This is a genomic window from Bacteroides caccae, assembly GCF_002222615.2.
GTDB lineage: Bacteria > Bacteroidota > Bacteroidia > Bacteroidales > Bacteroidaceae > Bacteroides > Bacteroides caccae.
Map to the genome: position 1 here is coordinate 3563680 of NZ_CP022412.2, position 25739 is coordinate 3589418.

Genomic DNA, 25739 nt, shown 5'->3' on the forward strand with positions numbered 1-25739 from the left:
CCTGTTAATCGGTTATTTTAATTACACGAATAGCATCCGGGGGGATAGTAATACCTACACGGTCACCATCATCCCATACATCATTCGTATCTACAAACACATTCTCGTCCCAATCGGAAAAAACAGTCAGATGATAATGATCTCCCTTATAAAGAATAAATTTCACTTCACCTGTCAATGTACCGTCCTCTTCATTATCCTGAAGAACCACTTTGTCAAAGTCTACCTCCACTTTGACATCCTCATTGGATTCTATTCCTTCTACCGGAACACATTCGAAGTTACATCCCAGAAATTCCACATGAGTAGTATCCAGCAATTTACCTTCAAACGTGTTACAGCCACGTTCTTTCTTCATAATATGAATATCAAACGGCTTTACCAACAGACCGACTTCGGCTCCTACTTCGAAATGATGATAATCCTGTACGAGGAATTCATAACCTCCGCAAAGCACGGTCATTTCATAGTGGACACCTTTAAAAATAGAGGTCTGAACAACACCAGTCAACTGCGCCATATCCGAAACGGGGAAGATATAAAGGTCTTCCGGACGAATGACTACATCTACCGGAGTATTCTCACCAAAACCTTCATCCACACATTCAAATTCCGTACCACAGAAACGTACCAGTTTGTCATGTATCATCGTACCGTTAAGAATATTGCTTTCTCCGATAAAATTCGCCACAAACGAATTGATAGGCTCATTATAAATATCAATCGGCGTACCGATCTGCTGAATCTTTCCCTCACTCATTACGACGATAGTATCACTCAAAGTCAATGCTTCCTCTTGATCGTGAGTTACATATACAAATGTAATACCCAAAGATTTATGCATTTCCTTGAGTTCCATCTGCATATCCTTACGCATTTTCAGATCGAGTGCAGCCAACGGTTCATCCAAAAGCAGTACTTCCGGCTCATTGACAATAGCCCGAGCAATAGCCACACGCTGTTGCTGACCGCCGGAAAGAGAATCGACATCACGGTATTCATAATCCGTCATACCTACCATTTTCAAAGCAGCTTTCACCTTCTTCCCAATAGTCTGTTTGGGTGTCTTTTTCAACTTTAAACCAAAAGCAATGTTGTCGTATACATTCAAATGCGGAAATAGGGCATATTTCTGAAATACCGTATTCACCGGGCGTTTGTGGGGTGGAGTTTGTGTGATTTCCTTACCCGAAATTCGGATTTCGCCTTCCGAAGCCGTCTGAAAACCGGCAATGAGACGCAACAACGTGGTCTTCCCGCAACCGGAAGGTCCGAGTATTGTAACAAACTCTCCCTTTTTCACGTTCAGAGTCACATCATCCAATGCTGTTTTCTCGCCAAAATACTTCGAGACATGGCTCACCTCAATGATGGATTTATCTTCTTGCATATTCATACTAAAGTTTGGGTTGCAAAGGTACACATTTCTGCGGTTTTCACCTACGTGTTAATCTAATATAACAGTGTTTTTCGGTGGCCGAGAGAAAAATAATCTATCTTTGCATAAATATTTATTCACTAATCTTACAAAAGCATGAAAAAGTTTACTTATTTAGTTATTGCAACGGCCGCGTTGGGCATGGTAGCTTGTACCGGTGGAAACAAAGCCGGATACGTTGTCACAGGTACAGTAGAAGGTGCAAGTGACGGTGACACCGTCTATCTTCAGGAAGCCAATGGCAGAAATCTGGTCAAACTCGATACAGCCGTTATCACAAAAGGAACTTTTACCTTTGAAGGTACACAAGATTCTGTTGTCAGCCGTTATATCACTTGTGAAGTGGACGGAGAACCTTTAATGATTGACTTCTTCCTCGAAAACGGAAAGATTAACGTTGCCTTAACCAAAGACAATGATTCTGCTACCGGTACTGCAAACAATGATGCATATCAAATTGTCAGAGCTCAAATCAACGACATCAGCAAAAAAATGAATGCTATCTACCAATCAATGGGTGACAGTTCTTTGAGTGATGAACAGAAAGAAGCCAAGCAAAAAGAGGGTGCCCAACTGGAAGAACAATATGATAAAGCCATCAAAGAAGGCGTACAAAACAATATCACTAACCCGGTCGGCGTATTCTTGTTCAAACAGACCTTCTACAACAACTCTACTGCTGAAAACGAAGCATTACTGCAACAAATTCCGGCTAACTTCCAGAACGATGAAACAATTGTAAAAATCAAAGAACTGACCGACAAGCAGAAAAAAACTGCCGTAGGTACTAAGTTTGTTGACTTCGAAATGCAGACTCCTGACGGAAAAAGTGTGAAATTGTCCGATTACGTAGGTAAGGGTAAAGTGGTATTAGTTGATTTCTGGGCAAGCTGGTGCGGCCCTTGTCGTCGTGAAATGCCAAACTTGGTGGAAGCTTATGCTAAATTCAAAGGCAAAAACTTCGAAATCGTAGGTGTATCTCTCGATCAGGACGGTGCTGCCTGGAAAGAAGCGATCAATAAACTGAACATGACTTGGCCACAAATGTCCGACCTGAAATTCTGGCAAAGTGAAGGCGCACAACTTTACGCCGTAAACAGTATTCCTCACACGGTATTGATCGACGGTGACGGTACAATCATCGCTCGAGGCCTGCACGGAGAAGAACTTCAAACTAAAATAGCAGAAGCCGTAAAATAATAAAAAAGCCTGTCGTTCCTCAGCAAAGACAGTCTCCGACTTTAAATAAATAAGGGCTGTCTCAAAATGAAAATTGAGACGGCCTTTTTTGTACCTGCAAAAAAATGGGGCAAACCCTAACTTCTCTCAGCCAGAACTTGCCCGTCTCCCTAATTTTTTGTATCTTAGGGAGTCAAGTCAAGATATCCCAAAGATAATGTTTAAAGGTTACACATCCAACGATAATCTGCTTTTACCTCCATGTTTAGGCGATTTTATCCCCCGGAACGATCCGGTCCGGGTTGTTCACCGTATCATTGAACAGATAAACCTTGAAGAACTTTACCGTAAGTATTCCACTAAAGGCTGTTCTGCGTACCACCCACGCATGATGTTTCAGATTCTTGTCTATGCTTATTTGCGTAATATCTATTCCAGCCGTCGCATAGAAGAGTTCTGCCGCAATGACATCCGTTTCATGTGGCTTACCGGCAATGTGACTCCTGATCATAACACCATCAACTGTTTCCACAGCAGTCGTCTGAAGGATGTGCTGAAGACAGTTTTCGCCACCATTGTAAAGTTCCTCGTGGCGGAAGGGTTTGTAAGTCTGGATGTAGCTTTCACTGATGGAACAAAAATGGAGGCAAACGCCAACCGTTACACTTTTGTCTGGGGCAAGTCCATACATACCCGTATATCTAAAATAGCAGAATAGCTTGAAGATATATGGAATTGTGCAGAATCCCTCACCAAAAGGAACTGCGTGATTCCGCTCCGGTCACATATCAGGATATCACCCCTGAGAAAGTGGAAAAGGCACTCGAGCAGATAGATGATGCCCTGAATGGAGTGGATGCCGACAAGAAGATGAAAGTGAAGGTAAGACGTGTAAGGAAGTCATGGCCTGAACAGTTGAGGAAATACGAATCACAGGGAAAGATACTTGACGGACGTAACAGTTATTCAAAGACTGACAATGATACCACTTTCATGCGTATGAAAGAGGACTACATGAAGAACGGACAGCTTAAACCCGGATACAATCCCCAGATCAGTATCAATAAACAGTTCATCCTGAACTATACCCTCCACCAGTGTGCAGGTGATACCTCCACTTATCCTCTGCACATGGATGATTTCCATTCACTTTACGGCAGATACCCTGACGTGTCTGTCTGTGATGCCGGATACGGAAGCGAAGAGAATTATCTGTACGCTTTCAAACATGGCATTGAAACCTTTATAAAGTACAATTATTTTCATAAGGAGCAGAAAAGAAGCTTCAAAAACGATCCGTTCTTGTCTGCCAACTTTTATTATAATGAAGAAACCGACGGCATGTACTGTCCGATGGGACAGAGAATGGAAAGACTCTCCGATGCAAAGCGGGTAACAGACAACGTTTTTGTGCAGACTATATCAAGATACAGGGCATGTAACTGTAACGCCTGCCCGTTAAGATGCCGGTGTCACAGAAGCCGGTCAGAAAGGATAGTACAGGTGAATCACCGCCTGAGAAAAATCAAGGAAAGGGAACGTGAAAAGCTCCTGTCACCGGAAGGTCTTAAATACCGCAGTCAGCGGCCACAGGATGTAGAAGCCGTATTTGGAAACCCCAAGAACAACAAGCACTTCAAGAGGTTTCACCTTCGTGGACTTAAGAAGGTGGAAATTGAGTTCGGCCTGCTGGTCATAGTACACAATCTTGCAAAAGTAGCCTCTTAGGAGGCTTATGGCAACGAAAAAAACTATTTGAAAGAATGAAATCTTCAAAAAGAAGCTTGTAAACTCCTTTTTTTGAGAAGAATCCAAATAACTTCAATCTGAAATAAAACAAAAAAAGACCATCTCAAGTTTATTTTGAGACAGCCTCTTTTTTTATAGAGAGAAGCAATAGAGGAAGATCACTCTACCCTATCTTATTCTCAATCAATTAGACGAACCAACGTACATAACAGAAGTCCTGACGATGCGGAAGATCCGGGTTCTTCGGGAACATACGGTAAGATACCTTAAAGCTACCGGCATTCGATAAACTATGTACCACCTGGAATGTATACAAGTCACCTTCTTTCTTAATTACACTGAACGGCTCTACCGAATAAACATGTTGTTTACCGTCGGCAGTCGTATAAGTAGTAACCAATTCAAGTCCTACGGCATCATTCAGACCTTTTTCGTCAATTACATAAGTAATGACATATTCTTTTCCGCTTTCGATATCGCCGGTTTTCAGTTCTTCCACCTTATCGCAAGATACGATTTCAATAGAATCCCATTTAGTAACCACTTCTTCTTTCCAAGCAGCAATTTCTTTCGCTTTTGCATTGTCGTTAGCAGACAAAATAGCGAAACGTTTAGCCAACTTATTGTAGAACTTCGAATAGTAGTCATCCAATTGACGTTTCATTGTATAATGGGGAGCAATCTGAGCGATAGAATTCTTCACTACCTTAATCCAGCCTTCCGAATATCCTTTCTTATTGCGAGCATAGTACAACGGAAGAATTTCAGTTTCAAGAATACTGTAAATAGTAGCAGCATCTAATTGATCCTGATGTTCCTGATTTTGGTAAGTACGTTTTTCAGTTAACGCCCAACCTGCACCTTCGCGATAACCTTCCAGCCACCAACCATCTAATACAGAGAAGTTAACAACACCGTTCATCAATGCTTTTTCACCTGATGTACCGGATGCTTCCAATGGACGAGTCGGAGTATTCAACCAGATATCAACACCGGAAACCAGACGACGAGCCAACTGCATATCGTAGTTTTCGAGGAAGATGATCTTACCCAGAAATTCGGGACGACGTGAAATCTCGATAATACGCTTAATCAAACCTTGCCCTGCACCATCATGCGGGTGAGCCTTACCTGTAAACAGGAACTGCACCGGATAATCAGGATTGTTTACGATCTTGGAAAGACGTTCCAAATCGGTAAATAGCAAGTGCGCACGTTTGTAAGTTGCGAAACGACGACCGAAGCCAATCAACAACGCATTCGGATTAATCTTATCCATCAACGAAACGATACGTGAAGGATCTCCCTGGTTCTTCAGCCATGTATCACGGAATGATTTGCGGATATAATCAACCAGCTTATTCTTCATCGTCATACGAGTCTTCCAGATTTCTTCATCGGGCACGTTATAGATAGCTTCCCAAATCTTAGGATTAGACTGGTCAAACCAGAAGTTTTCGTTGAAATATTTAAAGTACAGTTGTTTCCATTCTGTTGCACTCCAAGTCGGGAAGTGAACACCGTTAGTAACATAACCTACGTGCATTTCTTCCGGGAAATACCCCTTCCAAATAGTGGAGAACATTTCTTGAGAAACTTTTCCGTGGAGCCAGCTCACACCGTTCACTTCCTGAGAAGTGTTGCAAGCAAAAACAGACATACAGAAACGTTCACCCTTGTCACCCGGATTATTACGTCCGAGATCCATCAGGTCGTCCCAGCTAATACCCATTCTGGCAGGATAACCTCCCATATATTTACCAAACAGTCCTTCATCAAAATAGTCGTGACCTGCCGGAACCGGAGTATGAACAGTATAAAGAGAAGAAGCACGAACCAACTCGATAGCCTGATCGAATGTCAATCCCGTAGCTACATAGTCACAGATACGCTGAACATTAATCAGTGCAGCATGTCCCTCATTACAGTGATAGACATCTTTCTTGATACCCAGTGCTTTCAGAGTCAGGATACCACCGATACCCAACAGGATTTCCTGCTTCAAACGGTTTTCCCAATCACCGCCATAAAGCTGGTGAGTAATAGGACGGTCGAACTCGCTGTTCATTTCATTATCCGTATCAAGCAGATACAAAGAAATACGTCCTACATTTACACGCCATACGTTAGCATGAACATAATAATCCAAATAAGGAACGTCTACCACTAAAGGATTGCCTGCTGCATCCATTACACGTTCGATAGGAAGTTGACCGAAGTTCTGTGCTTCATAGTTAGCAATCTGCTGACCGTCCATAGACAAAGTCTGCGTAAAGTAACCATAACGATACAAGAAACCTACTGCGCAAAGATCAACATTGCTATCAGATGCTTCTTTCAAATAGTCACCGGCCAACACACCCAGACCACCAGAATATATTTTCAGGACGCTACTTAAACCATATTCCATGCTGAAATAGGCTACTGACGGACGTTTTTCATCCGATTTCACATCCATGTAATCTCTGAATTTTGTATAAACATCATTCATTCTTCTCAGAATCACCTTGTCTTTTGCCAAAGCCTCCAACTTTTCGTAGCTCATGCGCTCCAACAATAGTACGGGATTCTGTCCACATTCTTTCCAAAGTTCCGGATCTAGATCTCTAAACAATTCTGTCGCTTCAAAATTCCATGCCCACCAAATGTTACGTGCAATTTCAGACAATCTCTCCAACTCTACCGGTATACGTGATTTTACAGTAACCTCTTTCCAGTTGGGAGTATTCACATTACTAACTTTAATTTTCATAATGTTCTTATTTACTTATTGATGAATAATTTTTCTTAACTCAACTGACGCTTCATCGCATTGCACAAAGCAATATCGTAAGCCTCATAGTAATATTGTATAAAATGTTTCCACAGAGCCTGTTCCGCCACTTCAGCAGCCCGCTTGCGGATTTCTTTTATTTCTTTTTCCGACTTATCCGCAAATAGCGTAATTGTATCTTTGATACCATCCGCCACCTCCGAATAATTATAGTCAGAACGGTGCAGCACTTCTACCCCGTCATTGATACCATGCTGATTCTTCAAGCTATTTACCCAAAGCCCGAATCCCGCCAGATCAGTAGTTATTGTTGGAACGTGGAAGGCTACACTCTCCAGCGGAGTATATCCCCATGGTTCGTAATAAGAAGCATAGACACTCAAGTCCTGTCCCAGCAATATATCATAATATTCTTTGTTCATAATACCGTCACGCCCGTCCAGATAGCAAGGAACAAATATCACCTTTACCTTATCTCCGGGACGATTACCCATTCCCAGATATTTCAGCATATCCAACACCTGGTCATGAGTCATGTTATGCAACCAATGAGTGATAAACGGCACCTCGAGCGGAGTATCAAACTTCTCTTTACTCTTCAAACGTTCCTGCAAATCTTCACGGGGATCTCCTACCCAACTGGGGACATTGATGAATGCCAGAACATTCTTATGCAAGTTTTTGTCCCTGTTCAAGCGGTTCAATGATTCCAAGAATACATCAATACCTTTATTTTTGAATTCATAACGCCCACTGGTTCCGATGATTAACGTATCATCCCCCATATTTGTTCCCAATAATTTATTGGCAACGTTTAGCATCAAGGCACGTGCACGCTTACGTTTTCCCGTAAATGTACTTCCTTTCGGTACGAAATCATCTTCAAAACCATTCATCAACACTACATCTGCCGGTTTGTCTAACAGTTCCTTGCACTCATTGTTGGTAATCTGGCTTACAGTTGTGAAGCAGTCTACATAATGTGCAGTCTGCTTCTCGATAGAATGCTTTGACTGCATATTAAGTTCCTGTGCCATTTGGTCACCATTATAAGCAAACAGATAGTCATACAGCGGCTTATTGTTACCTGCTATGGAACGGCCGATCGATGTTGCATGAGTCGTGAAAATAGTACCAATTTCCGGCACAGCCTCCTGTATATAAAGTGCTCCCATTCCGGTCATCCACTCATGTGCCTGATATACCACCTTATCCGTTTCTGTCAGGTTGTAGCGGTAGAAACTTTCCACCACCTTTCCTGCAGCATACGAAAACATAGAAGCTTCGTCGTAATCGCCATAAGCATGCAACGAATCTACTTGAAAACGATTCCACATATCTGTGTATATATCGTCCTTCTTCTCAAAAAAAGGTTGAAAATCGACTAGAATGACAATCGGCTCACCTGGTATATTCCATCGTCCGACACGAACCGAAAGTTCGTCTTTCTCAAATGCATGCTTTTTCCAGGCAGCACACAAATTATCTGACTCAATGAATAGAGGGTTCTCTTTTCCTTGCCACACATCAGGACCTATGAAAAAAATTCTGTCGCGAAACTTTTCCTGCAATGTATTCGCCCGTGTCGACAAGACAGTGTATATCCCTCCCACTTTATTACATACTTCCCAGCTGGACTCGAAGATATAATCGGGGGTTAATAAATCTTTTACCATATAATATATTAAAACTCTTTTTAGTATGCGAGTGCAAAAGTACACATTATTCTTTGAAAAATAATACTTTATGCGAAAAATATGAGTTAATAAGAAGAAAGAAAAGTTGGTTGACAAAGAAAAAAGAACATCCCCTTGCAAATGCAAAACGGCATTCACAAGGGGATTGAAAGTTCTTTATTGAAAAAGTTTCTTGCAGAAAAAAATTATGCAAGCGCACTACCGATCAAGAAAGTTGCAGCTAAAGCAACGATAGCATAAAGTTCTGGGAATACGGCCAAAATCAATGTATTACTAAAAACATTGTGTCCCTGGCCGATAGCAGCGATACCGTTTGCACAAACCTGTCCCTGACGAATAGCAGAGAACAACGCAACCAATCCCAAAGCAATACCTGCACCAAGAACGGCTGAAGCCTGAATAGCAGTAATTTCAGGAGTCAGGATGCCGAAAATGGTCTGGAACATAAAGTAACCGGCAAAACCATACAAACCCTGTGTACCCGGAAGTGCAGTCAACACAAGGAAGTTACCGAATGCACTATCATTCTTCTTCAATGCGCCGATAGCAGCATTACCTGCAATAGTTACTCCGTAAGCACTACCAATGCCTGACAAACCAACCATAACCGCGATGCCAATATAGGCAATAAACAAATTCATTTCCATAATCTTATTCTATTTTTTATTGTTTAATTCTTTAATTCTTAATTTTTAAAAGGCTTGTACTCTTTGCCGCCACCTTCATAACCGGAGTTCTTGAAAAACTCAACGAACGTCAGACGCATCGGGTGAACCATTGCACCGAGCACATTCATAAACATATTGATTGCATGACCGATAACAAAAATCAGCACCATTACAATAGGTCCTGCTATTACATTATCCGGACTCATACCTACCGCCAGACTGTTGAATACTCCCGCCAGAATACCTCCTGAAAGTCCAAGGGCAAAAAGACGAACGTATGATAAAACATCTCCCAGCAGACCGGTAAGCATGTTATATGAATCCCACAAACCGAGTCCGATATTCATAAATATGTTCTTTCCCGGAGTGTTGAAAAGGAATATCATAGCACCGGAAATACACAGAACAACCTTATATGCCGTACCTCCCATCGACAACAACTCCGAAGAAGCGAATAAAGCCGAAACAGCCGTTGAAACCAGTAGGATAATCCATCCGATCGTTGCTATTGCATATTTGAAACCAAACTGGATTGTCTGATTCACAGCTTTCAGTACCATACCGAACAGAATCTGGATAACACCCAAAATCAGCGACAGCCGGAACATATCGTTGTTGTCCATCAGGACCGCATGTTTCAGACGTTGCACGATAGGCCAATCCAAATCATAGATATTCGCTCCGAAGAATGTACCCGTCAGCAAACCGCAGAAGAAGGTTGAAGCAGACAGTACCTGTATCAGTGAAATAATCGACTTCATTGACGGAGTTACCTTCTTTGCCAGTAAGCGATATGCCGTTGCTCCGAGGAACAAGAAAAGTCCATATCCCGAGTCTCCCAGACAGAGTCCGAAAAATACCATAAAGAACGGGGCAAAGAACGGAGTCAAGTCCAGTTCATTATACTTCGGAAGCATATACAACTTACAGATCGGTTCGAACCAGGCAAAGAATCCTTTATTATTCAATCGAATAGGAACATTATCACCCGGCATCGGATCCGTAATCTCATAATATACATGTGCGTCATTCAGATAAGCCTCTATTTCCACTTTACTGTATGCGGGAGCCCATCCTTCAATCAACATCAGCTTATCACCGGCAGTTTGTTCGGAACTCAATACAACCTTAGAGAATTCAATCTGACTCTGTAACTCTTTCAAAGCTGCCTTCAAAGAAGGAATATCCGTCTCGGAAAGTGCAACGAGTTTCTTTTCATTCCCTTCGATTGCCTGTTCGGTCGTATCATAAAGCGCTTCAAGACGTGACAGAGAGTATGCAGGAAGTTTCGCCTGCTCCACATCCAAGTCCACTTCCTGTCCGGCCTTCGTTACAGTCACAAAGAATACTTTGGAAGAAATACGGTTCACAATCATTGCATTGTATTCCGTTTCCCATTCTTCTTTGTAATTTCCTTCCGAACAGCTATAGAAACCGATTATATAACCGGCGTCTTTCAGTTTCTGAATGCCGGTCGGCTCAAAGTTACCCCAAACTTCCAATACTTCTTTCTCTTTCGCATAGCTTTGTAGCTGTTGGGACAACTTGCCGTGTTCCGTCTGCAGAGCATCCACCTCGTCCAGTACTTGCATACCGCGGGTAGCCGTTCCACCTTCCGTAGCAATCACGGCATTCTTTTCATGCTTCTGATTTTGAAGCAACTTCAGAGTAGCCGCCAAGCGGTTGAAAAGGCGAATATTCTCCTGCAACTCCGTATTATCGGCAGCACCTTGTTGCTTCTCCACAATGTGAACCACACCAAGTTCGCGCAGACTGTTCAGGAATTCTTCGTACTCCTTGTGATAAACCAGGAATGTGAGTTTCTTCATTTTTGTAATCATGCTTCTACCTCCTTCCTTTTTTCTTGATGAGACTTCATGATCTTTTGCGAAGACTTCGACAGGTTTTCTTCATCTTCCATAAATCGTTTGATCTTTCGCAATGCATCCTGATAGCCTGGTATCTGCACCTTCTCAAAAAGGTTCACTTTCTGAGTGGTCTTTTTCCTTGCATGTTCTAACAGATTCAGCTTGGCGAGCATAAACTCGCGTTCGATTGCCGTATGGGCCAGTTCTTCCAACAAATGGATACCGTCGGCATACCACTTGGGAGCGTTGAACATACTGTACGGACGTATCTCGAAATCTATATTTTCGAGTAGCGGTACACGTACACCCGCAATCTTCTTCACGCCAAGATGAACATCATTCACCTTTATCAATGAAGCGTCAAACTCATTCCAAAGGGCGAACATGGCTTCATAGGCTTGAATTTGTTGTTCGAGCCTATCCTCCAAATCGGCAGCTTCCGTTTTACAGCGCTTCACTTCCATGCGGAGGGCACTTTCCTTATTCTTGATAATAGGAAGCGTACGTACCCGCACTTTCAGTTGCTTTTCGAGCTGCTGAAGGGAGGTTTTGTTATATTGAAACTTTATAGCCACGTTGTTATTACTAATTATCAGTTATTACTAGTGCTAATTATTCACCTTTCGGCCAGTATTGATCTACCAGGTCTTTCTTAATATTTACTTCTTCCGGACGGAAGTATCTGCCGAACAAGCCCCAAGCTACGTCTAACATTTCAGTCGTATCAAGATTGACATCAATGGCCAACAACTGGTTGGAATAGTCTTTCGCGAAAGCCAACGTACGTTCGTCGTAGTTCGTCAGGTCGAAACCGTTTTCCATTTTGGTCTTCGCATTAGCAGCATCGGCATACAGACGTACAGCAGCATTCATCACCTGCGGGTGGTCCTTACGTGTCTTTTTACCGGTTACCAACTGTTTCAAACGAGACAATGAACGGAACGGATCGACAATTACCTTACCAATATCACTATCACGACGCAGGAACAACTGGCCTTCCGTGATATAACCTGTATTATCAGGCACAGCGTGCGTAATATCGCCACCGGACAAAGTAGTCACCGCAATAATCGTAATAGAACCACCAGAAGGGAACTGCACCGCCTTCTCGTAAATCTTCGCCAAATCGGAATAAATCGAACCCGGCATAGAGTCTTTTGAAGGAATCTGGTCCATACGGTTAGATACAATTGCCAACGCATCGGCGTAGCTGGTCATATCAGTCAACAACACCAACACCTTCTCATTATTATTTACTGCAAAATATTCAGCAGCAGTCAACGCCATATCCGGAATCAACAAACGTTCCACCGGAGGATTCTCGGTCGTATTCATGAAACTCACAATACGGTCAAGAGCACCAGCATTGGAGAACACATTCTTAAAGTACAAGTAGTCGTCATTCGTCATACCCATACCGCCCAGAATAATCTTATCTGTTTCAGCACGCAATGCCACATTTGCCATTACTTGGTTGAAAGGCTGGTCGGGGTCAGCAAAAAATGGAATCTTCTGACCGGACACCAGCGTATTATTCAAGTCGATACCGGCAATACCTGTCGCAATCAGTTCCGACGGTTGTTTGCGCCGAACCGGATTCACTGACGGACCACCGATTTCCACTTCCTGTCCTTCAATCTCGGGACCACCGTCAATCGGGTCACCAAAAGCATTGAAGAAACGTCCTGCCAACTGCTCACTAACCTTTAATGTAGGAGATTTGCCGAGAAATACGACTTCAGCATTGGTAGGAATACCCTCTGTACCTTCAAATACCTGCAAAGTGACATCGTCACCGGCAATCTTAACCACCTGTGCCAGTTTACCATCCACAGTGGCAAGCTCATCATACCCTACTCCCGTTGCTTTCAACGAACAGGTAGCCTTAGTAATCTGAGTAATCTTGGTATATATCTTTTGAAAAGCTTTTGTTGCCATTTATATATTTACAATTTAGCTATTTACAAATTACTGTTTAATACTTCTTTCGGCAATCAATTCCTTCAATTGCTGTTGGAATCCCTCATACTGCTCTGATTTGAACTTCGAGTAGTTCATCTGCTTACAGATATTAATCATCTTCTTGAAGTAATCCATTACTTCGTTGAAGTTATCAAATTCAAACTCCGTATGACAGATGTCAATCACCATATTCAAGATATCCTCCTGACGTTCCATAGGTGTTACGGCATCGATTTCATCGAATGCATCCTGCTGCAAGATAACAAAGTCGATCAATTCCGATTTCCAGAAAGTAACGTGATATTCTACCGGCACACCGTCGTCACCAAGGATATTAATCTGTTCGGCAATCTCCTTACCACGTTGCAAACGGGTTTTGAGTTCATTCACCTTACCAATCCATTCATCATTGATATGACCTTTGATATATTCTTCAAATTCCGGATATTCGATATATTTAGAATAAGAATCAATCGGGTTCACAGCCGGATAACGTTTCTTATCAGCACGGTCCTGCTCCAAAGCGTAGAAACAACGGGCCACTTTCTTCGTGTTTTCAGTTACCGGCTCTTTCAAGTTACCACCGGCAGGAGATACCGTACCGATAAAAGTAATTGAGCCCGTTTCACCATTAGAAAGTTTCACATAACCGGCACGGCCATAGAAGTTTGAGATAATAGCCGAAATATCCATCGGGAAAGCATCTGGTCCGGGCAACTCTTCCATACGGTTGGACATCTCACGCAACGCCTGCGCCCAACGTGAAGTAGAATCCGCCATTAACAACACTTTCAGTCCCATAGAACGATAATATTCTGCCAATGTCATTGCTGTATATACAGATGCTTCACGGGCAGCAACCGGCATATTAGAAGTATTGGCGATAATGATCGTACGTTCCATAAGTTTACGTCCCGTGTGCGGGTCCACCAGTTCTGGGAATTCGGTAAAGATCTCCACAACCTCGTTCGCACGTTCACCGCAAGCGGCGATAATTACGATGTCAGCTTCCGCTTGTTTGGAAATAGCATGCTGAAGCACCGTCTTCCCTGTACCGAACGGACCCGGTATAAAGCCGGTACCACCTTCCACAATCGGATTCAGCGTATCAATCACACGCACACCGGTTTCCAACAGTTTGAAAGGACGCGGTTTCTCCTTGTAATTCGTCATGGCACGTTTCACAGGCCACCTCTGAATCATAGTCACAGGAATATCATTTCCTTCCTCATCAGTCAGGATAGCAATCGTATCCTCAATCTTATAATCACCTTCCGGCATGATAGTCTTTACAGTAGCAGTTCCCTGCAATGTAAACGGCGCCATCATTTTCAACGGCTGGAAGTTCTCATCCACCTGCCCCAGCCACGCGGAAGCTTGTACTTTATCACCCGCGTTTACCAATGGAACGAAGTGCCATACACGTTCTTTATCCAACGGATACGTATATTGTCCTCTCTTCAGAAAAACCCCGTCCATCTTGTCAAGGTCATTTTGCAGACCGTCGTAGTTTTTCGATAACATACCCGGGCCTAATGTCACCTCAAGCATGTGTCCTGTAAATTCGGCTTCGGCGCCCACTTTCAGTCCACGTGTACTCTCGAACACCTGAACATATACCTGTGAACCTACAACCTTAATCACCTCCGCCATTAACTTATCGCCACCGGTAGAGATATAACAAATCTCATTCTGAGCTACCGGTCCGTCAACGACGAGGGTCACCATGTTGGCAATAACGCCACTAACAGTTCCTTTTGTTGCCATATATTTCTTTAAATTTATTATCTGAATTCTGCAGGAATCTGTACATCGTTCTTCAGCGACTCAATAATGCTTCGGAACAACTGATTACCTCTTTCTTTATCCAAGGAGATCCAACGCTCAATCATTTCCAGTTTCAACAAGAAAGCAAAAATGCGCTCAACAGTGAAATAATCGAAGAAAATAGCATCTTCCATCCAGTTCCACCGTAAAGCGTCCAGCTTCTTCTCACGTTCTACCAGTTCTGTAATCTCACTGATTTTCACCAATGACTCAAAAACATCAACCTCACCAGACAATCCGAAATCGCGGGCACTGGAGGTACGCAATGCTTCGCACACTTCCGTATTACCTACAATATTGGAAGCAATATCCCATTTGAACTTACGGCTCGTAAATGCAACCAGAATATTATTGATGTTCAAATTGAATTCAAACCAGGCAGCAACAAACTTATTTCCACATTTCATGGCATACTCATAATATAAAGTAGCTAGGTGATCTTCATGCAACACCGTACTTTCGGCCGGAGTATTCAAATAATCAGTTATAAATGTAGAAAGGTAAACCGGAAATTCCTTAGGGCTGATTTCTCCGCCTTCCCTCAACATAGAAATATACTCAGTGAGTTCGGCAGCAGAATAGTTTCCTCGTTTATCAATTTCCGCCTCTTTGTCTTTGAGAAGTTTCAGCACATTGGCATTGTCAAACTTCAGATAGAATAAGTCAATCAACTTCTGGTCTGAAGCAGATAATCCCGGGTAGATTTCAGTTTTAAAATCGGCTACTGTATAGCTCAGTTTGCTGTCTTCCAGTGAAAGTTCCGGCAAACCTGCTACCAAGTAATAGTACTTACTACTCATAGTCGCTTCTTTTAAAATAGCATTTCTACTAATTGAGGACGCAAGAAGGCTTTGAAGTAATTCATGAATTCTTCTTCTCCGAAGTTCACTTTATATGAACCGTCCGCCGGAGAAACCGTAAACAAGGTCTTGATACCGTTTACTTGCTGGATAGTAACACCTTTATCCAATAAAGCTTTTGCATGAGCTGCAAAATATTTTTTCAATGATTCCGCATCAGCTGTCGAGATAACGATAGGCTCGTCTATACTCCACTTAGAAGCTAATGCAACAATAAACGCATTCAGGTAATCTTTATCCTGAGCGAAATCCTTTACAGAAGCGGTAATCAACTTGTCAGTGACCATAGTAGCAATCTCTGATTTGAGTGCATTAACGGCCTGACCGGAAAATAGTTTTAACTCTGATTTTGTATTTTCTGCCAGTTCTTCAGCAGATTTACGAGAGGCAGCAACGATTGAGTCAGCTTCTTTGTGAGCATCCTCAATGATCTTTTTTGCTTCTTCCTGAGCATTCGCGATAAGTCTTTGCGCTTCCTCGTTTCCTTTTTCCACGCCTTCACGATAAATCTTATCGGTCAACTCTTGAATTTTGTTTTCCATATTAACAGGAGTATTTAGTATTATTACTGTATTAATTATGTTCCTTCATCAGATTCTCGCCAAATTTACAAAAATCAATTTGATAAAAAAGGGAAAGATGAAAAGAAAAATATTCCCTTGCAAAAAAATCACACTTCTACACCGATTTTATTCCGTTTTCAGCGTATTCTTATTACTAAATGACACTTTTCCGAAATTCTCACGGGAGAAAGCAAATATATAAAATCAAAAGGAGAATAAAAAACGAAGAAATACTGAAAGCGAAGAAAGGGATACCAAAGCGGCTATATGAAAGATTAAATCATAAAATAAGAGATAATCCAAACAGTTAAAAACAGAAAGCCTCGCCCGTCAAATAGACAAGCGAGGCTTCATAAAAAACGGCGGCTACCTACTCTCCCACTGTTACGCAGTACCATCGGCGTGACGAGGCTTAACTTCTCTGTTCGGAATGGGAAGAGGTGGAACCCTCGTGCTATAACCACCTGAAAAAGGTTATGACATGACGAAAAGTAAAATGAAAGACATTTGACAAGCTAAACGTATATAACAACCGTCCCGCAGAAAGAAAGTGGACGGGCAATTAGTAATGCTCGGCTATGATGTTACCACCTGTACACCTGCATCCTATCAACGTCATCGTCTTTGACGACCCTAAGAAATCTAATCTTGTGGCTGGCTTCGTACTTAGATGCTTTCAGCACTTATCCAATCCCGACTTAGATACCCAGCAATGCACCTGGCGGCACAACTGGTAAACCAGAGGTCAGTCCAACACGGTCCTCTCGTACTAGTGTCAGAGCCACGCAAATTTCATACGCCCACGATAGATAGAGACCGAACTGTCTCACGACGTTCTGAACCCAGCTCGCGTGCCACTTTAATGGGCGAACAGCCCAACCCTTGGGACCTTCTCCAGCCCCAGGATGTGACGAGCCGACATCGAGGTGCCAAACCCCTCCGTCGATATGAGCTCTTGGGAGGGATCAGCCTGTTATCCCCGGAGTACCTTTTATCCTTTGAGCGATGTCCCTTCCATGCGGAAACACCGGATCACTATGCTCTAGTTTCCTACCTGATCGACTTGTATGTCTCCCAGTCAAGCGCCCTTATGCCATTACACTCTACGGACGGTTACCAATCGTCCTGAGGGCACCTTTAGAAGCCTCCGTTACACTTTTGGAGGCGACCACCCCAGTCAAACTACCCACCAAACAGTGTCCCCGTTACAACGGGTTAGAACTCAAATAATCAAAGGGCCGTATTTCAACAGCGACTCCACACAAACTGGCGTCTGCGCTTCAAAGTCTCCGGCCTATCCTACACATCAATTACCCAAATTCAATGTTAAGCTATAGTAAAGGTTCACGGGGTCTTTTCGTCCCATCGCGGGTAATCGGCATCTTCACCGATACTACAATTTCACTGAGCTCACGGTTGAGACAGTGTCCAGATCATTACACCATTCGTGCAGGTCGGAACTTACCCGACAAGGAATTTCGCTACCTTAGGACCGTTATAGTTACGGCCGCCGTTTACTGGGGCTTCAATTCAATGCTTCTCTTGCGATGACATCTCCTCTTAACCTTCCAGCACCGGGCAGGTGTCAGGCTGTATACGTGATCTTTCAATTTGGCACAGCCCTGTGTTTTTGTTAAACAGTTGCCTGGACCTATTCTCTGCGCCCAACTCTCGTTGGGACCCTTTATCCCGAAGTTACAGGGTCAATTTGCCTAGTTCCTTAACCGTGAATCACTCAAGCGCCTTAGTATATTCAACCCGACTACGTGTGTCCGTTTGCGGTACGGGTACCTCAAGGATTAAGTTTAGCGGATTTTCTCGGGAGTATGTTTACACGCACTATTACCGTTTCCCGAAGGAATTGGTATACTATCAGGTTCGACTCTCGTGGTGGATTTGCCTGCCACAATCAACATCTACACCCTTCAACGGACTATTCCGTCAGTCCGCGGCGTTGTCACGACTCCGTCTCCACGTCACTCCTTAAGGTAGTACAGGAATATTAACCTGTTCTGCCATCGGCCTCACCGTTCGGCTGAGCCTTAGGACCCGACTAACCCTGATCCGATTAGCGTTGATCAGGAAACCTTAGTCTTTCGGCGAGGGGGTTTCTCACCCCCTTTATCGTTACTTATACCTACATTTGCTTTTCCACACGCTCCAGCAAAGCTCACGCTTCACCTTCGACGCGGAGTGGAATGCTCCCCTACCGATCATTAATGATCCCATAGCTTCGGTAAGATACTTAATGCCCGATTATTATCCACGCCAAACTCCTCGACTAGTGAGCTGTTACGCACTCTTTAAATGAATGGCTGCTTCCAAGCCAACATCCTAGCTGTCTTAGCAATCTGACTTCGTTAGTTCAACTTAGTATCTATTTCGGGACCTTAGCTGATGGTCCGGATTCTTCTCCTTTAGGACATGGACCTTAGCACCCATGCCCTCACTCCTGTGATAGAACTAATGCGCATTCGGAGTTTATCAAGACTTGATAGGCGGTGAAGCCCTCGCATCTTATCAGTCGCTCTACCTCACATTAGTAACTCACAAGGCTGCACCTAAATGCATTTCGGGGAGTACGAGCTATCTCCAAGTTTGATTAGCCTTTCACCCCCACCCTCAGCTCATCCGGAAGCTTTTCAACGCTTATCGGTTCGGTCCTCCAGTTAGTGTTACCTAACCTTCAACCTGGCCAAGGGTAGATCACTTGGTTTCGCGTCTACTCCTTCCGACTTATCGCCCTGTTCAGACTCGCTTTCGCTTCGGCTACGGATCTCTAGATCCTTAACCTTGCCGGAAAAAGTAACTCGTAGGTTCATTATGCAAAAGGCACGCCGTCACAGCATAAGCTGCTCCGACCGCTTGTAGGCGCATGGTTTCAGGGACTATTTCACTCTTCTATTCGAAGTGCTTTTCACCTTTCCTTCACAGTACTGGTTCGCTATCGGTCTCTCGGGAGTATTTAGCCTTACCGGATGGTCCCGGCTGGTTCACGCAAGATTCCTCGTGTCCCGCGCTACTCAGGATACCACTACGCTTCGTTCAGCTTCGAATACCGGACTATCACCGTCTATGGTTTCATTTTCCAAAGAATTCTTCTCACTGAATGTCTTGCGACAACGTGGTCCTACAACCCCAATATTGCCGTAACAACATTGGTTTGGGCTAATCCCCGTTCGCTCGCCACTACTTGGGGAATCATTATTATTTTCTTTTCCTGCAGGTACTAAGATGTTTCAGTTCCCTGCGTTAGCCTCCTGCCAAGCAGGATGACATTCCTTCAGAATGTCGGGTTGTCCCATTCGGAAATCTTCGGATCAAAGGTTATTTGCACCTACCCGAAGCTTATCGCAGCTTATCACGTCCTTCATCGCCTCCGAGAGCCAAGGCATCCGCCATGCGCCCTTGCTTACTTTCTTTCAAACTGACTGCTCCGAAAACTATCCATTACTGAAATGGGAAAATATCGGAGAGAGTACGGTTTGATATATACTTTTAGCTCTTTACTTTTATTTTACTTTTTGTACATCATGTCAAAGATCGTTTCCCATTGCTGGGGATGTGGAGAATAACGGATTCGAACCGTTGACCCTCTGCGTGCAAGGCAGATGCTCTAGCCAGCTGAGCTAATCCCCCGTAAGAGTCGTTTCGGAGTAGTCCCAGGCAGAGTTGAACTGCCGACCTCTACATTATCAGTGTAGCGCTCTAACCAACTGAGCTATAGGACTAGTTCAACCGTGTCTGTCTTTAGACTCGGCTTCTGTTTTCTCTTGTTTATCTCTATCTATATTACTATAGATGGTTGATCTATATATTATAAATAAACAAGTACCAGTAGTACAATCGAAACAGAACCCGGTTCAATATTCCCCTAAAGGAAATGAACCATGAAGTCATTGTAACGACATCGCTCCAGAAAGGAGGTGTTCCAGCCGCACCTTCCGGTACGGCTACCTTGTTACGACTTAGCCCCAATTACCAGTTTTACCCTAGGACGCTCCTTGCGGTTACGTACTTCAGGTACCCCCGGCTTTCATGGCTTGACGGGCGGTGTGTACAAGGCCCGGGAACGTATTCACCGCGCCATGGCTGATGCGCGATTACTAGCGAATCCAGCTTCACGAAGTCGGGTTGCAGACTTCGATCCGAACTGAGAGAGGTTTTTGGGATTGGCATCCTGTCACCAGGTAGCGGCCTTCTGTACCCCCCATTGTAACACGTGTGTAGCCCCGGACGTAAGGGCCGTGCTGATTTGACGTCATCCCCACCTTCCTCACATCTTACGACGGCAGTCTCTCCAGAGTCCTCAGCATGACCTGTTAGTAACTGAAGATAAGGGTTGCGCTCGTTATGGCACTTAAGCCGACACCTCACGGCACGAGCTGACGACAACCATGCAGCACCTTCACAAATGCCTTGCGGCGTATGGGTTTCCCCATAATTCATTTGCAATTTAAGCCCGGGTAAGGTTCCTCGCGTATCATCGAATTAAACCACATGTTCCTCCGCTTGTGCGGGCCCCCGTCAATTCCTTTGAGTTTCACCGTTGCCGGCGTACTCCCCAGGTGGAATACTTAATGCTTTCGCTTGGCCGCTTACTGTATATCGCAAACAGCGAGTATTCATCGTTTACTGTGTGGACTACCAGGGTATCTAATCCTGTTTGATACCCACACTTTCGAGCATCAGCGTCAGTTACACTCCAGTGAGCTGCCTTCGCAATCGGAGTTCTTCGTGATATCTAAGCATTTCACCGCTACACCACGAATTCCGCCCACCTCTACTGCACTCAAGACTGCCAGTATCAACTGCAATTTTACGGTTGAGCCGCAAACTTTCACAACTGACTTAACAATCCGCCTACGCTCCCTTTAAACCCAATAAATCCGGATAACGCTCGGATCCTCCGTATTACCGCGGCTGCTGGCACGGAGTTAGCCGATCCTTATTCATATGGTACATACAAAAGTCCACACGTGGACCACTTTATTCCCATATAAAAGAAGTTTACAACCCATAGGGCAGTCATCCTTCACGCTACTTGGCTGGTTCAGACTCGCGTCCATTGACCAATATTCCTCACTGCTGCCTCCCGTAGGAGTTTGGACCGTGTCTCAGTTCCAATGTGGGGGACCTTCCTCTCAGAACCCCTATCCATCGTAGTCTTGGTGGGCCGTTACCCCCCCAACAAACTAATGGAACGCATCCCCATCTCATACCGAATTTCTTTAATATAAAACCCATGCGGGAAATATATGCTATCGGATATTAATCTTTCTTTCGAAAGGCTATCCCCGAGTATGAGGTAGGTTGGATACGTGTTACTCACCCGTGCGCCGGTCGCCAGCTTTGGTTTGCAAGCAAACCAAACTGATGCCCCTCGACTTGCATGTGTTAAGCCTGTAGCTAGCGTTCATCCTGAGCCAGGATCAAACTCTTCATTGTAAAAGTATTTTTTAATCGGCATGTGCCGGTTATAGCTCTGTTCAGGATGCCGTACAATTTATTGACTTCATTCTAAATACCTGTATCTATTACATATAGATAAACATAAATAACAGATTGTATTGACGGTTCTATCTTTTCTTGTACTACTTGTATTGTTTATCAATATTTCAAAGAACTAATGTGGCCTTCGCCGCACTGCTTTCTTTACGAAAGCGGATGCAAAGATAAGGACTTTTTCAGATAACATCCAAACTTTTTTCGAAGTTTTTTGTTTTTATTTTCCGAACCCTTTATCATTAGCAGAATGTCAATCATTAGGCTCTGTCTCTCTAGCAAAGCGGGTGCAAAAGTAGACAACTTATCCATAACATCCAAATATATATGACTATTTTTCTAATCTTTTTTGAAACTTTTTTGTAACACGCTGATTGACAAGGATGTTGTAGAACATAAATTTTACTGCAGGGAGAACCCATGTAGAATGACTACACATTATTATATAATACAACCTATACAAAAGCTGTTTTATTGTTCAGATCTCCTTTGGTAGAAATCCTTTTCCCGCGAAACACAGCCATAAACAAGATACCTACAATAGAATTGAAAAACAAGAATGTATCTGCCACCTGCAACAAAACACGAATAACATCTGATAAAAGCTATGAGTTCCTTGGCATTTCCACAGTTATAAACTTCCGTTTCCACGCTTAGAAACTCTAATTTCCATACGGAGAAACTAGAATTTCCAGCCTCGGAACTGGAGTTTCTAAACGTAGAAACACTTTCCCTGTCCATAGAGAGAAAACAATCATATCCTGTATGAATAGATTTTATTGCATACACTGTGTTGCAGATATCTTTATCTACAAGCTATCTGCAACAGGTATCTGCAACACTATAATTATTTATTTATCAGGCTATTACTCATATTTTATTGCAGGTGGCAGATCGATGTTATACTTTTCAACTTTTATAGAGGTTTACTTAAAACGCACAGAAGCCATAAGATCATTTACCAAATTTTCAATTTTCTCAGTTGTAGAATACAAGGAAACAATACATGCCTTACCTGTTTCCGGGCTGAGCAACATAGAGAACTGCCAAATCAATACTGGACGAGTTTCATACTTTACAGATTGCATACGCATTATATTACTCTGATTAATCACTTCCTGATGAGTATTGAGGATAGAAAAATCATATCCATCCAGTTCTGTATTACGCCATGAATCAATACATTCCTTGAAATATTCTTCACTAGCGTTGGTATCATAAAATCCAATGACAACACCCCAAATACTGTCACCAACAGCAAAAGTATGACATACATTATCAACTGTATCCTTCTCGCAAATAGCACCTTCAGGTGCATGAAAAGCAATAATACCATCACTGTAATCACCATGTCCTAAAGTAATATTCATAGGAGTTGGAACACTTCCCCAATAAACCAACATTGAAATGCCTAACAAAAGTACCGGAGTAAATATCAAAGAACCAACTATATATTTATCTCTACTCAAAATTTTCCGTTCTTCCTTCGGAAATAAATCGGAAACTTGCTCAGACAAGCAAAGATAAACAAACCAAACAATCCCAAAAATCAAAGCCTTTAGAATTTGCGGCAGACTGCCCCAACCATAATCACCGTAATCTCCACCTAATAATAGTAATAGATTAGAGAGAAAAATAATAATGAGATAACTTTTACCCAAAAAGACCGCATTCGACCGCTTATTCAAAAAAGCCAATATCGTATAAAGAGCCAATCCTCCAATCCCCAAAACATAAACAATATCAATTAATGCCACAAGATAGATAAAAAAGTCTCCCACTCCTATGTCATAAGCATCTAAAGAAAAATCTGCAATTGAAGTAACAACTGTTATTGCCGCACCAAGACCTACAACAAAAAGAAAAAATGAGAGCCAGCCACTAACCTGTCTGTCTTTTTGTGGTGTTAAAGGAGTAATATTTTGTGTATCCATAGTAAAATACGCTGCCAATTTAATTACCAATATACATCAGCCCAACCGGCAGCGGAATACCATTCTACCGACTGACGATAATATGCATCTTGCTTTACATCATTCCCCCGTAATATATAAGTAGAAAGTCCTTCAAAACCGTTCATTGAAACCATTTCCCCATACCCCGAAGGATAGGTACAATAATTATTATCCGTAGTATTCTTCCAAACAACAGCGTTTTGGTATGCATGGGCATAGTTATCAAATGCTTGTTGGTTTTTTTGGATTTTTTTCATCAATCCCATTAAATCATGATAGTTCTTACTGCGCAAAGGATCATAGCACAAAATCCCCGTAATATCTATATTAGCTCTTTGCTGCATTGAAGCAGCTGTCTGCAAAACCCCTTTAGTGGCAGTAGCCAATGCCGGAAGCTCACTACTCTTAACAACCGAAACAGAGACTCCACCCGTCCAGTTTTCGTTAGAAATCCCTATGCCATTATTATATTTTTCAGCATAAACTGTATAATAGCTCTCTGCAATATTAATTTCCGGTTTATCTTGTGAGAATAATGCGGGAACCACTGCTTCATACGGAGCACCCGGTCCCGGTATTTCCGTAGGAGAACCTATAAAATAATCAGTACGGTCACGTAATTGATAAATCACTTCAACAGACTGCATATAACAAGCATCAAACAGCATAAAATCAAAATGAGGAGCAACAGACAATGCCTCGTGCAAATCCGAAATATTCATTCGATAATCTCCATCGCTTGTATCCTGTCCCCACCAACGAGTTGAGGGGTTCTGATAATGCAGCCACCCATCGCCATGAGACCAAAAAACAATTCCATAACTCTTAGCCGGATAATTAGAGAAGGCCGTTCTAAAAACATCCTTCATCACGTCAAGACTAACCGAATTGTGTTTATCATAACTCATTACAGTTTCCTGTTTCACCTCGCCTTTTCCATTTTTTATCAGACGAATCAGCTTGGCAGTCTTCTTATAACCAGCAAAATAAACCAACAGGTTGTTTGTTGTCCCCTCCGTGCCTTTCATTCCTTCTATCATTTCCGACACATCCTTTGAATCAAAGTCAGACTGACCGAGGCTATTATTACCTGCAATATAAACCAATACTGTACGTGCACCATAAGAGGGTGTTATATCTTCATCTTCACAGGCTGCCAATAATGCTATCAAGCATACAAAAAGGGAAAGTATTTTAATCTTTTTCATTAGTTTTAAGTTTATTACAAAGGACAAATATAAAAAAATAAGAGATGCAAACCACATCTCTTATCCATATTAACAATTCAATTATTATTCTTCCGGTTTCGTAAAACGGAACTTATCAGCTTCAATCCGCGTTACTGTCATATTCCTACTCTTTTTATATTTATTGAGGATTTTCGTTGCTTCCTTCTCTAATTTACTTTTGTTCTCCGAGAAGTAAATCATACATGTACTATTTTGCTGTAACAGATTGTCCTCCAGATAATTTTTCAACTGATAGCTATACAATTCACGATGAGCCAGAAAACCTTCCTTACTGAGACTCACACTATCCAAGATCTGAATTTCTGTGAAATATACAACAGTATCTGTAAACGAAGCAGAAATCCCAAAAGCATAAACAGGTTTAGAGTGATCTTTTTTCAAAGAAAAAGCCGAGCACATGGTAAACACAAGTGCAATTGCAAATAGTATTTTTACGTATTTCATA

General features: G+C 42.7%; 14 protein-coding genes, 2 tRNA genes, 3 rRNA genes and 1 pseudogene. 2 read left to right on the forward strand and 18 right to left on the reverse strand.

The genetic code is table 11. From position 1 onward, the window contains the following. Nucleotides 1-4: 4 nt before the first annotated feature. On the reverse strand, nucleotides 5-1396 hold the full coding sequence (gene potA, locus CGC64_RS14630) for a polyamine ABC transporter ATP-binding protein (protein WP_005675605.1): 1392 nt from the start codon (nucleotides 1394-1396) through the stop codon (nucleotides 5-7). Nucleotides 1397-1534: 138 nt separating this feature from the next. Here potA and CGC64_RS14635 point away from each other — a divergent pair, with 138 nt between their 5' ends. Continuing rightward, complete coding sequence (locus tag CGC64_RS14635; RefSeq protein ID WP_005675604.1) at nucleotides 1535-2638, forward strand: TlpA disulfide reductase family protein; 1104 nt, start codon at nucleotides 1535-1537, stop codon at nucleotides 2636-2638. Between the two features lie 196 nt (nucleotides 2639-2834). Beyond that, a pseudogene (locus CGC64_RS14640) lies at nucleotides 2835-4345 on the forward strand (IS1182 family transposase). A gap of 208 nt (nucleotides 4346-4553) precedes the next feature. On the opposite strand, the gene CGC64_RS14645 reads toward CGC64_RS14640, so the two are convergent. The 17 genes from CGC64_RS14645 to CGC64_RS14730 form a co-directional block, all read right to left on the reverse strand. Beyond that, complete coding sequence (locus CGC64_RS14645; protein ID WP_005675601.1) at nucleotides 4554-7118, reverse strand: glycosyltransferase family 1 protein; 2565 nt, start codon at nucleotides 7116-7118, stop codon at nucleotides 4554-4556. A 35-nt stretch (nucleotides 7119-7153) separates the two neighbouring features. Further along, the gene (locus CGC64_RS14650) at nucleotides 7154-8815 is read right to left on the reverse strand and encodes a glycogen/starch synthase (RefSeq protein WP_005675600.1); all 1662 of its coding nucleotides are present in this window, start codon (nucleotides 8813-8815) and stop codon (nucleotides 7154-7156) included. 206 nt (nucleotides 8816-9021) lie between these two features. Beyond that, the gene (locus CGC64_RS14655; RefSeq protein WP_005675599.1) at nucleotides 9022-9483 is read right to left on the reverse strand and encodes a V-type ATP synthase subunit K; all 462 of its coding nucleotides are present in this window, start codon (nucleotides 9481-9483) and stop codon (nucleotides 9022-9024) included. Between the two features lie 38 nt (nucleotides 9484-9521). Beyond that, the gene (locus CGC64_RS14660; RefSeq protein WP_005675597.1) at nucleotides 9522-11345 is read right to left on the reverse strand and encodes a V-type ATP synthase subunit I; all 1824 of its coding nucleotides are present in this window, start codon (nucleotides 11343-11345) and stop codon (nucleotides 9522-9524) included. Next, on the reverse strand, nucleotides 11342-11947 hold the full coding sequence (locus CGC64_RS14665; RefSeq protein WP_005681263.1) for a V-type ATP synthase subunit D: 606 nt from the start codon (nucleotides 11945-11947) through the stop codon (nucleotides 11342-11344). The genes CGC64_RS14660 and CGC64_RS14665 overlap by 4 nt, the downstream gene beginning before the upstream one ends. 37 nt (nucleotides 11948-11984) lie before the next feature. Further along, a complete protein-coding gene (locus CGC64_RS14670; protein WP_005675595.1) occupies nucleotides 11985-13310 on the reverse strand; it encodes a V-type ATP synthase subunit B in 1326 nt (441 codons plus the stop codon). A 30-nt stretch (nucleotides 13311-13340) separates the two neighbouring features. Further along, the gene (locus CGC64_RS14675; RefSeq protein WP_005675594.1) at nucleotides 13341-15101 is read right to left on the reverse strand and encodes a V-type ATP synthase subunit A; all 1761 of its coding nucleotides are present in this window, start codon (nucleotides 15099-15101) and stop codon (nucleotides 13341-13343) included. A 17-nt stretch (nucleotides 15102-15118) separates the two neighbouring features. Then, a complete protein-coding gene (locus CGC64_RS14680; RefSeq protein WP_005675593.1) occupies nucleotides 15119-15961 on the reverse strand; it encodes a DUF2764 domain-containing protein in 843 nt (280 codons plus the stop codon). Nucleotides 15962-15972: 11 nt separating this feature from the next. After that, nucleotides 15973-16563, reverse strand: a complete 591-nt coding sequence (locus CGC64_RS14685; RefSeq protein ID WP_005675592.1) for a V-type ATP synthase subunit E family protein — start codon at nucleotides 16561-16563, stop codon at nucleotides 15973-15975. Nucleotides 16564-16941: 378 nt separating this feature from the next. Next, nucleotides 16942-17052, reverse strand: a 5S ribosomal RNA gene (gene rrf, locus CGC64_RS14690). Between the two features lie 74 nt (nucleotides 17053-17126). Next, nucleotides 17127-20006: ribosomal RNA gene (locus CGC64_RS14695) — 23S ribosomal RNA — on the reverse strand. Between the two features lie 143 nt (nucleotides 20007-20149). After that, nucleotides 20150-20223: transfer RNA gene (locus CGC64_RS14700), tRNA-Ala, on the reverse strand. Between the two features lie 18 nt (nucleotides 20224-20241). Further along, a tRNA-Ile gene (locus CGC64_RS14705) sits at nucleotides 20242-20315 on the reverse strand. Nucleotides 20316-20503: 188 nt separating this feature from the next. Continuing rightward, nucleotides 20504-22032, reverse strand: a 16S ribosomal RNA gene (locus CGC64_RS14710). The 16S, 23S and 5S rRNA genes sit together here with 2 tRNA genes alongside, the layout of an rRNA operon. A gap of 983 nt (nucleotides 22033-23015) precedes the next feature. After that, nucleotides 23016-24023 carry a hypothetical protein gene (locus CGC64_RS14720; protein ID WP_005678202.1) on the reverse strand — a complete coding sequence of 336 codons (1008 nt, stop codon included), beginning with the start codon at nucleotides 24021-24023 and terminating at the stop codon, nucleotides 23016-23018. A gap of 23 nt (nucleotides 24024-24046) precedes the next feature. Further along, the gene (locus tag CGC64_RS14725) at nucleotides 24047-25252 is read right to left on the reverse strand and encodes a clostripain-related cysteine peptidase (protein ID WP_032855239.1); all 1206 of its coding nucleotides are present in this window, start codon (nucleotides 25250-25252) and stop codon (nucleotides 24047-24049) included. A gap of 84 nt (nucleotides 25253-25336) precedes the next feature. Beyond that, complete coding sequence (locus tag CGC64_RS14730) at nucleotides 25337-25738, reverse strand: hypothetical protein (protein ID WP_005678200.1); 402 nt, start codon at nucleotides 25736-25738, stop codon at nucleotides 25337-25339. Nucleotide 25739: the final 1 nt, after the last annotated feature.

Excerpts from the sequence above, each read along its gene's own strand:
- CGC64_RS14650 (WP_005675600.1), bottom strand. The coding sequence starts at position 8,815 with ATGGTAAAAGATTTATTAACCCCCGATTATATCTTCGAGTCCAGCTGG.
- CGC64_RS14635 (WP_005675604.1), top strand. The coding sequence starts at position 1,535 with ATGAAAAAGTTTACTTATTTAGTTATTGCAACGGCCGCGTTGGGCATG.
- CGC64_RS14670 (WP_005675595.1), bottom strand. The coding sequence starts at position 13,310 with ATGGCAACAAAAGCTTTTCAAAAGATATATACCAAGATTACTCAGATT.
- CGC64_RS14655 (WP_005675599.1), bottom strand. The coding sequence starts at position 9,483 with ATGGAAATGAATTTGTTTATTGCCTATATTGGCATCGCGGTTATGGTT.
- CGC64_RS14730 (WP_005678200.1), bottom strand. The coding sequence starts at position 25,738 with ATGAAATACGTAAAAATACTATTTGCAATTGCACTTGTGTTTACCATG.
- CGC64_RS14725 (WP_032855239.1), bottom strand. The coding sequence starts at position 25,252 with ATGAAAAAGATTAAAATACTTTCCCTTTTTGTATGCTTGATAGCATTA.
- CGC64_RS14685 (WP_005675592.1), bottom strand. The coding sequence starts at position 16,563 with ATGGAAAACAAAATTCAAGAGTTGACCGATAAGATTTATCGTGAAGGC.
- potA (WP_005675605.1), bottom strand. The coding sequence starts at position 1,396 with ATGAATATGCAAGAAGATAAATCCATCATTGAGGTGAGCCATGTCTCG.
- CGC64_RS14660 (WP_005675597.1), bottom strand. The coding sequence starts at position 11,345 with ATGATTACAAAAATGAAGAAACTCACATTCCTGGTTTATCACAAGGAG.
- CGC64_RS14645 (WP_005675601.1), bottom strand. The coding sequence starts at position 7,118 with ATGAAAATTAAAGTTAGTAATGTGAATACTCCCAACTGGAAAGAGGTT.
- CGC64_RS14675 (WP_005675594.1), bottom strand. The coding sequence starts at position 15,101 with ATGGCAACAAAAGGAACTGTTAGTGGCGTTATTGCCAACATGGTGACC.
- CGC64_RS14720 (WP_005678202.1), bottom strand. The coding sequence starts at position 24,023 with ATGGATACACAAAATATTACTCCTTTAACACCACAAAAAGACAGACAG.
- CGC64_RS14680 (WP_005675593.1), bottom strand. The coding sequence starts at position 15,961 with ATGAGTAGTAAGTACTATTACTTGGTAGCAGGTTTGCCGGAACTTTCA.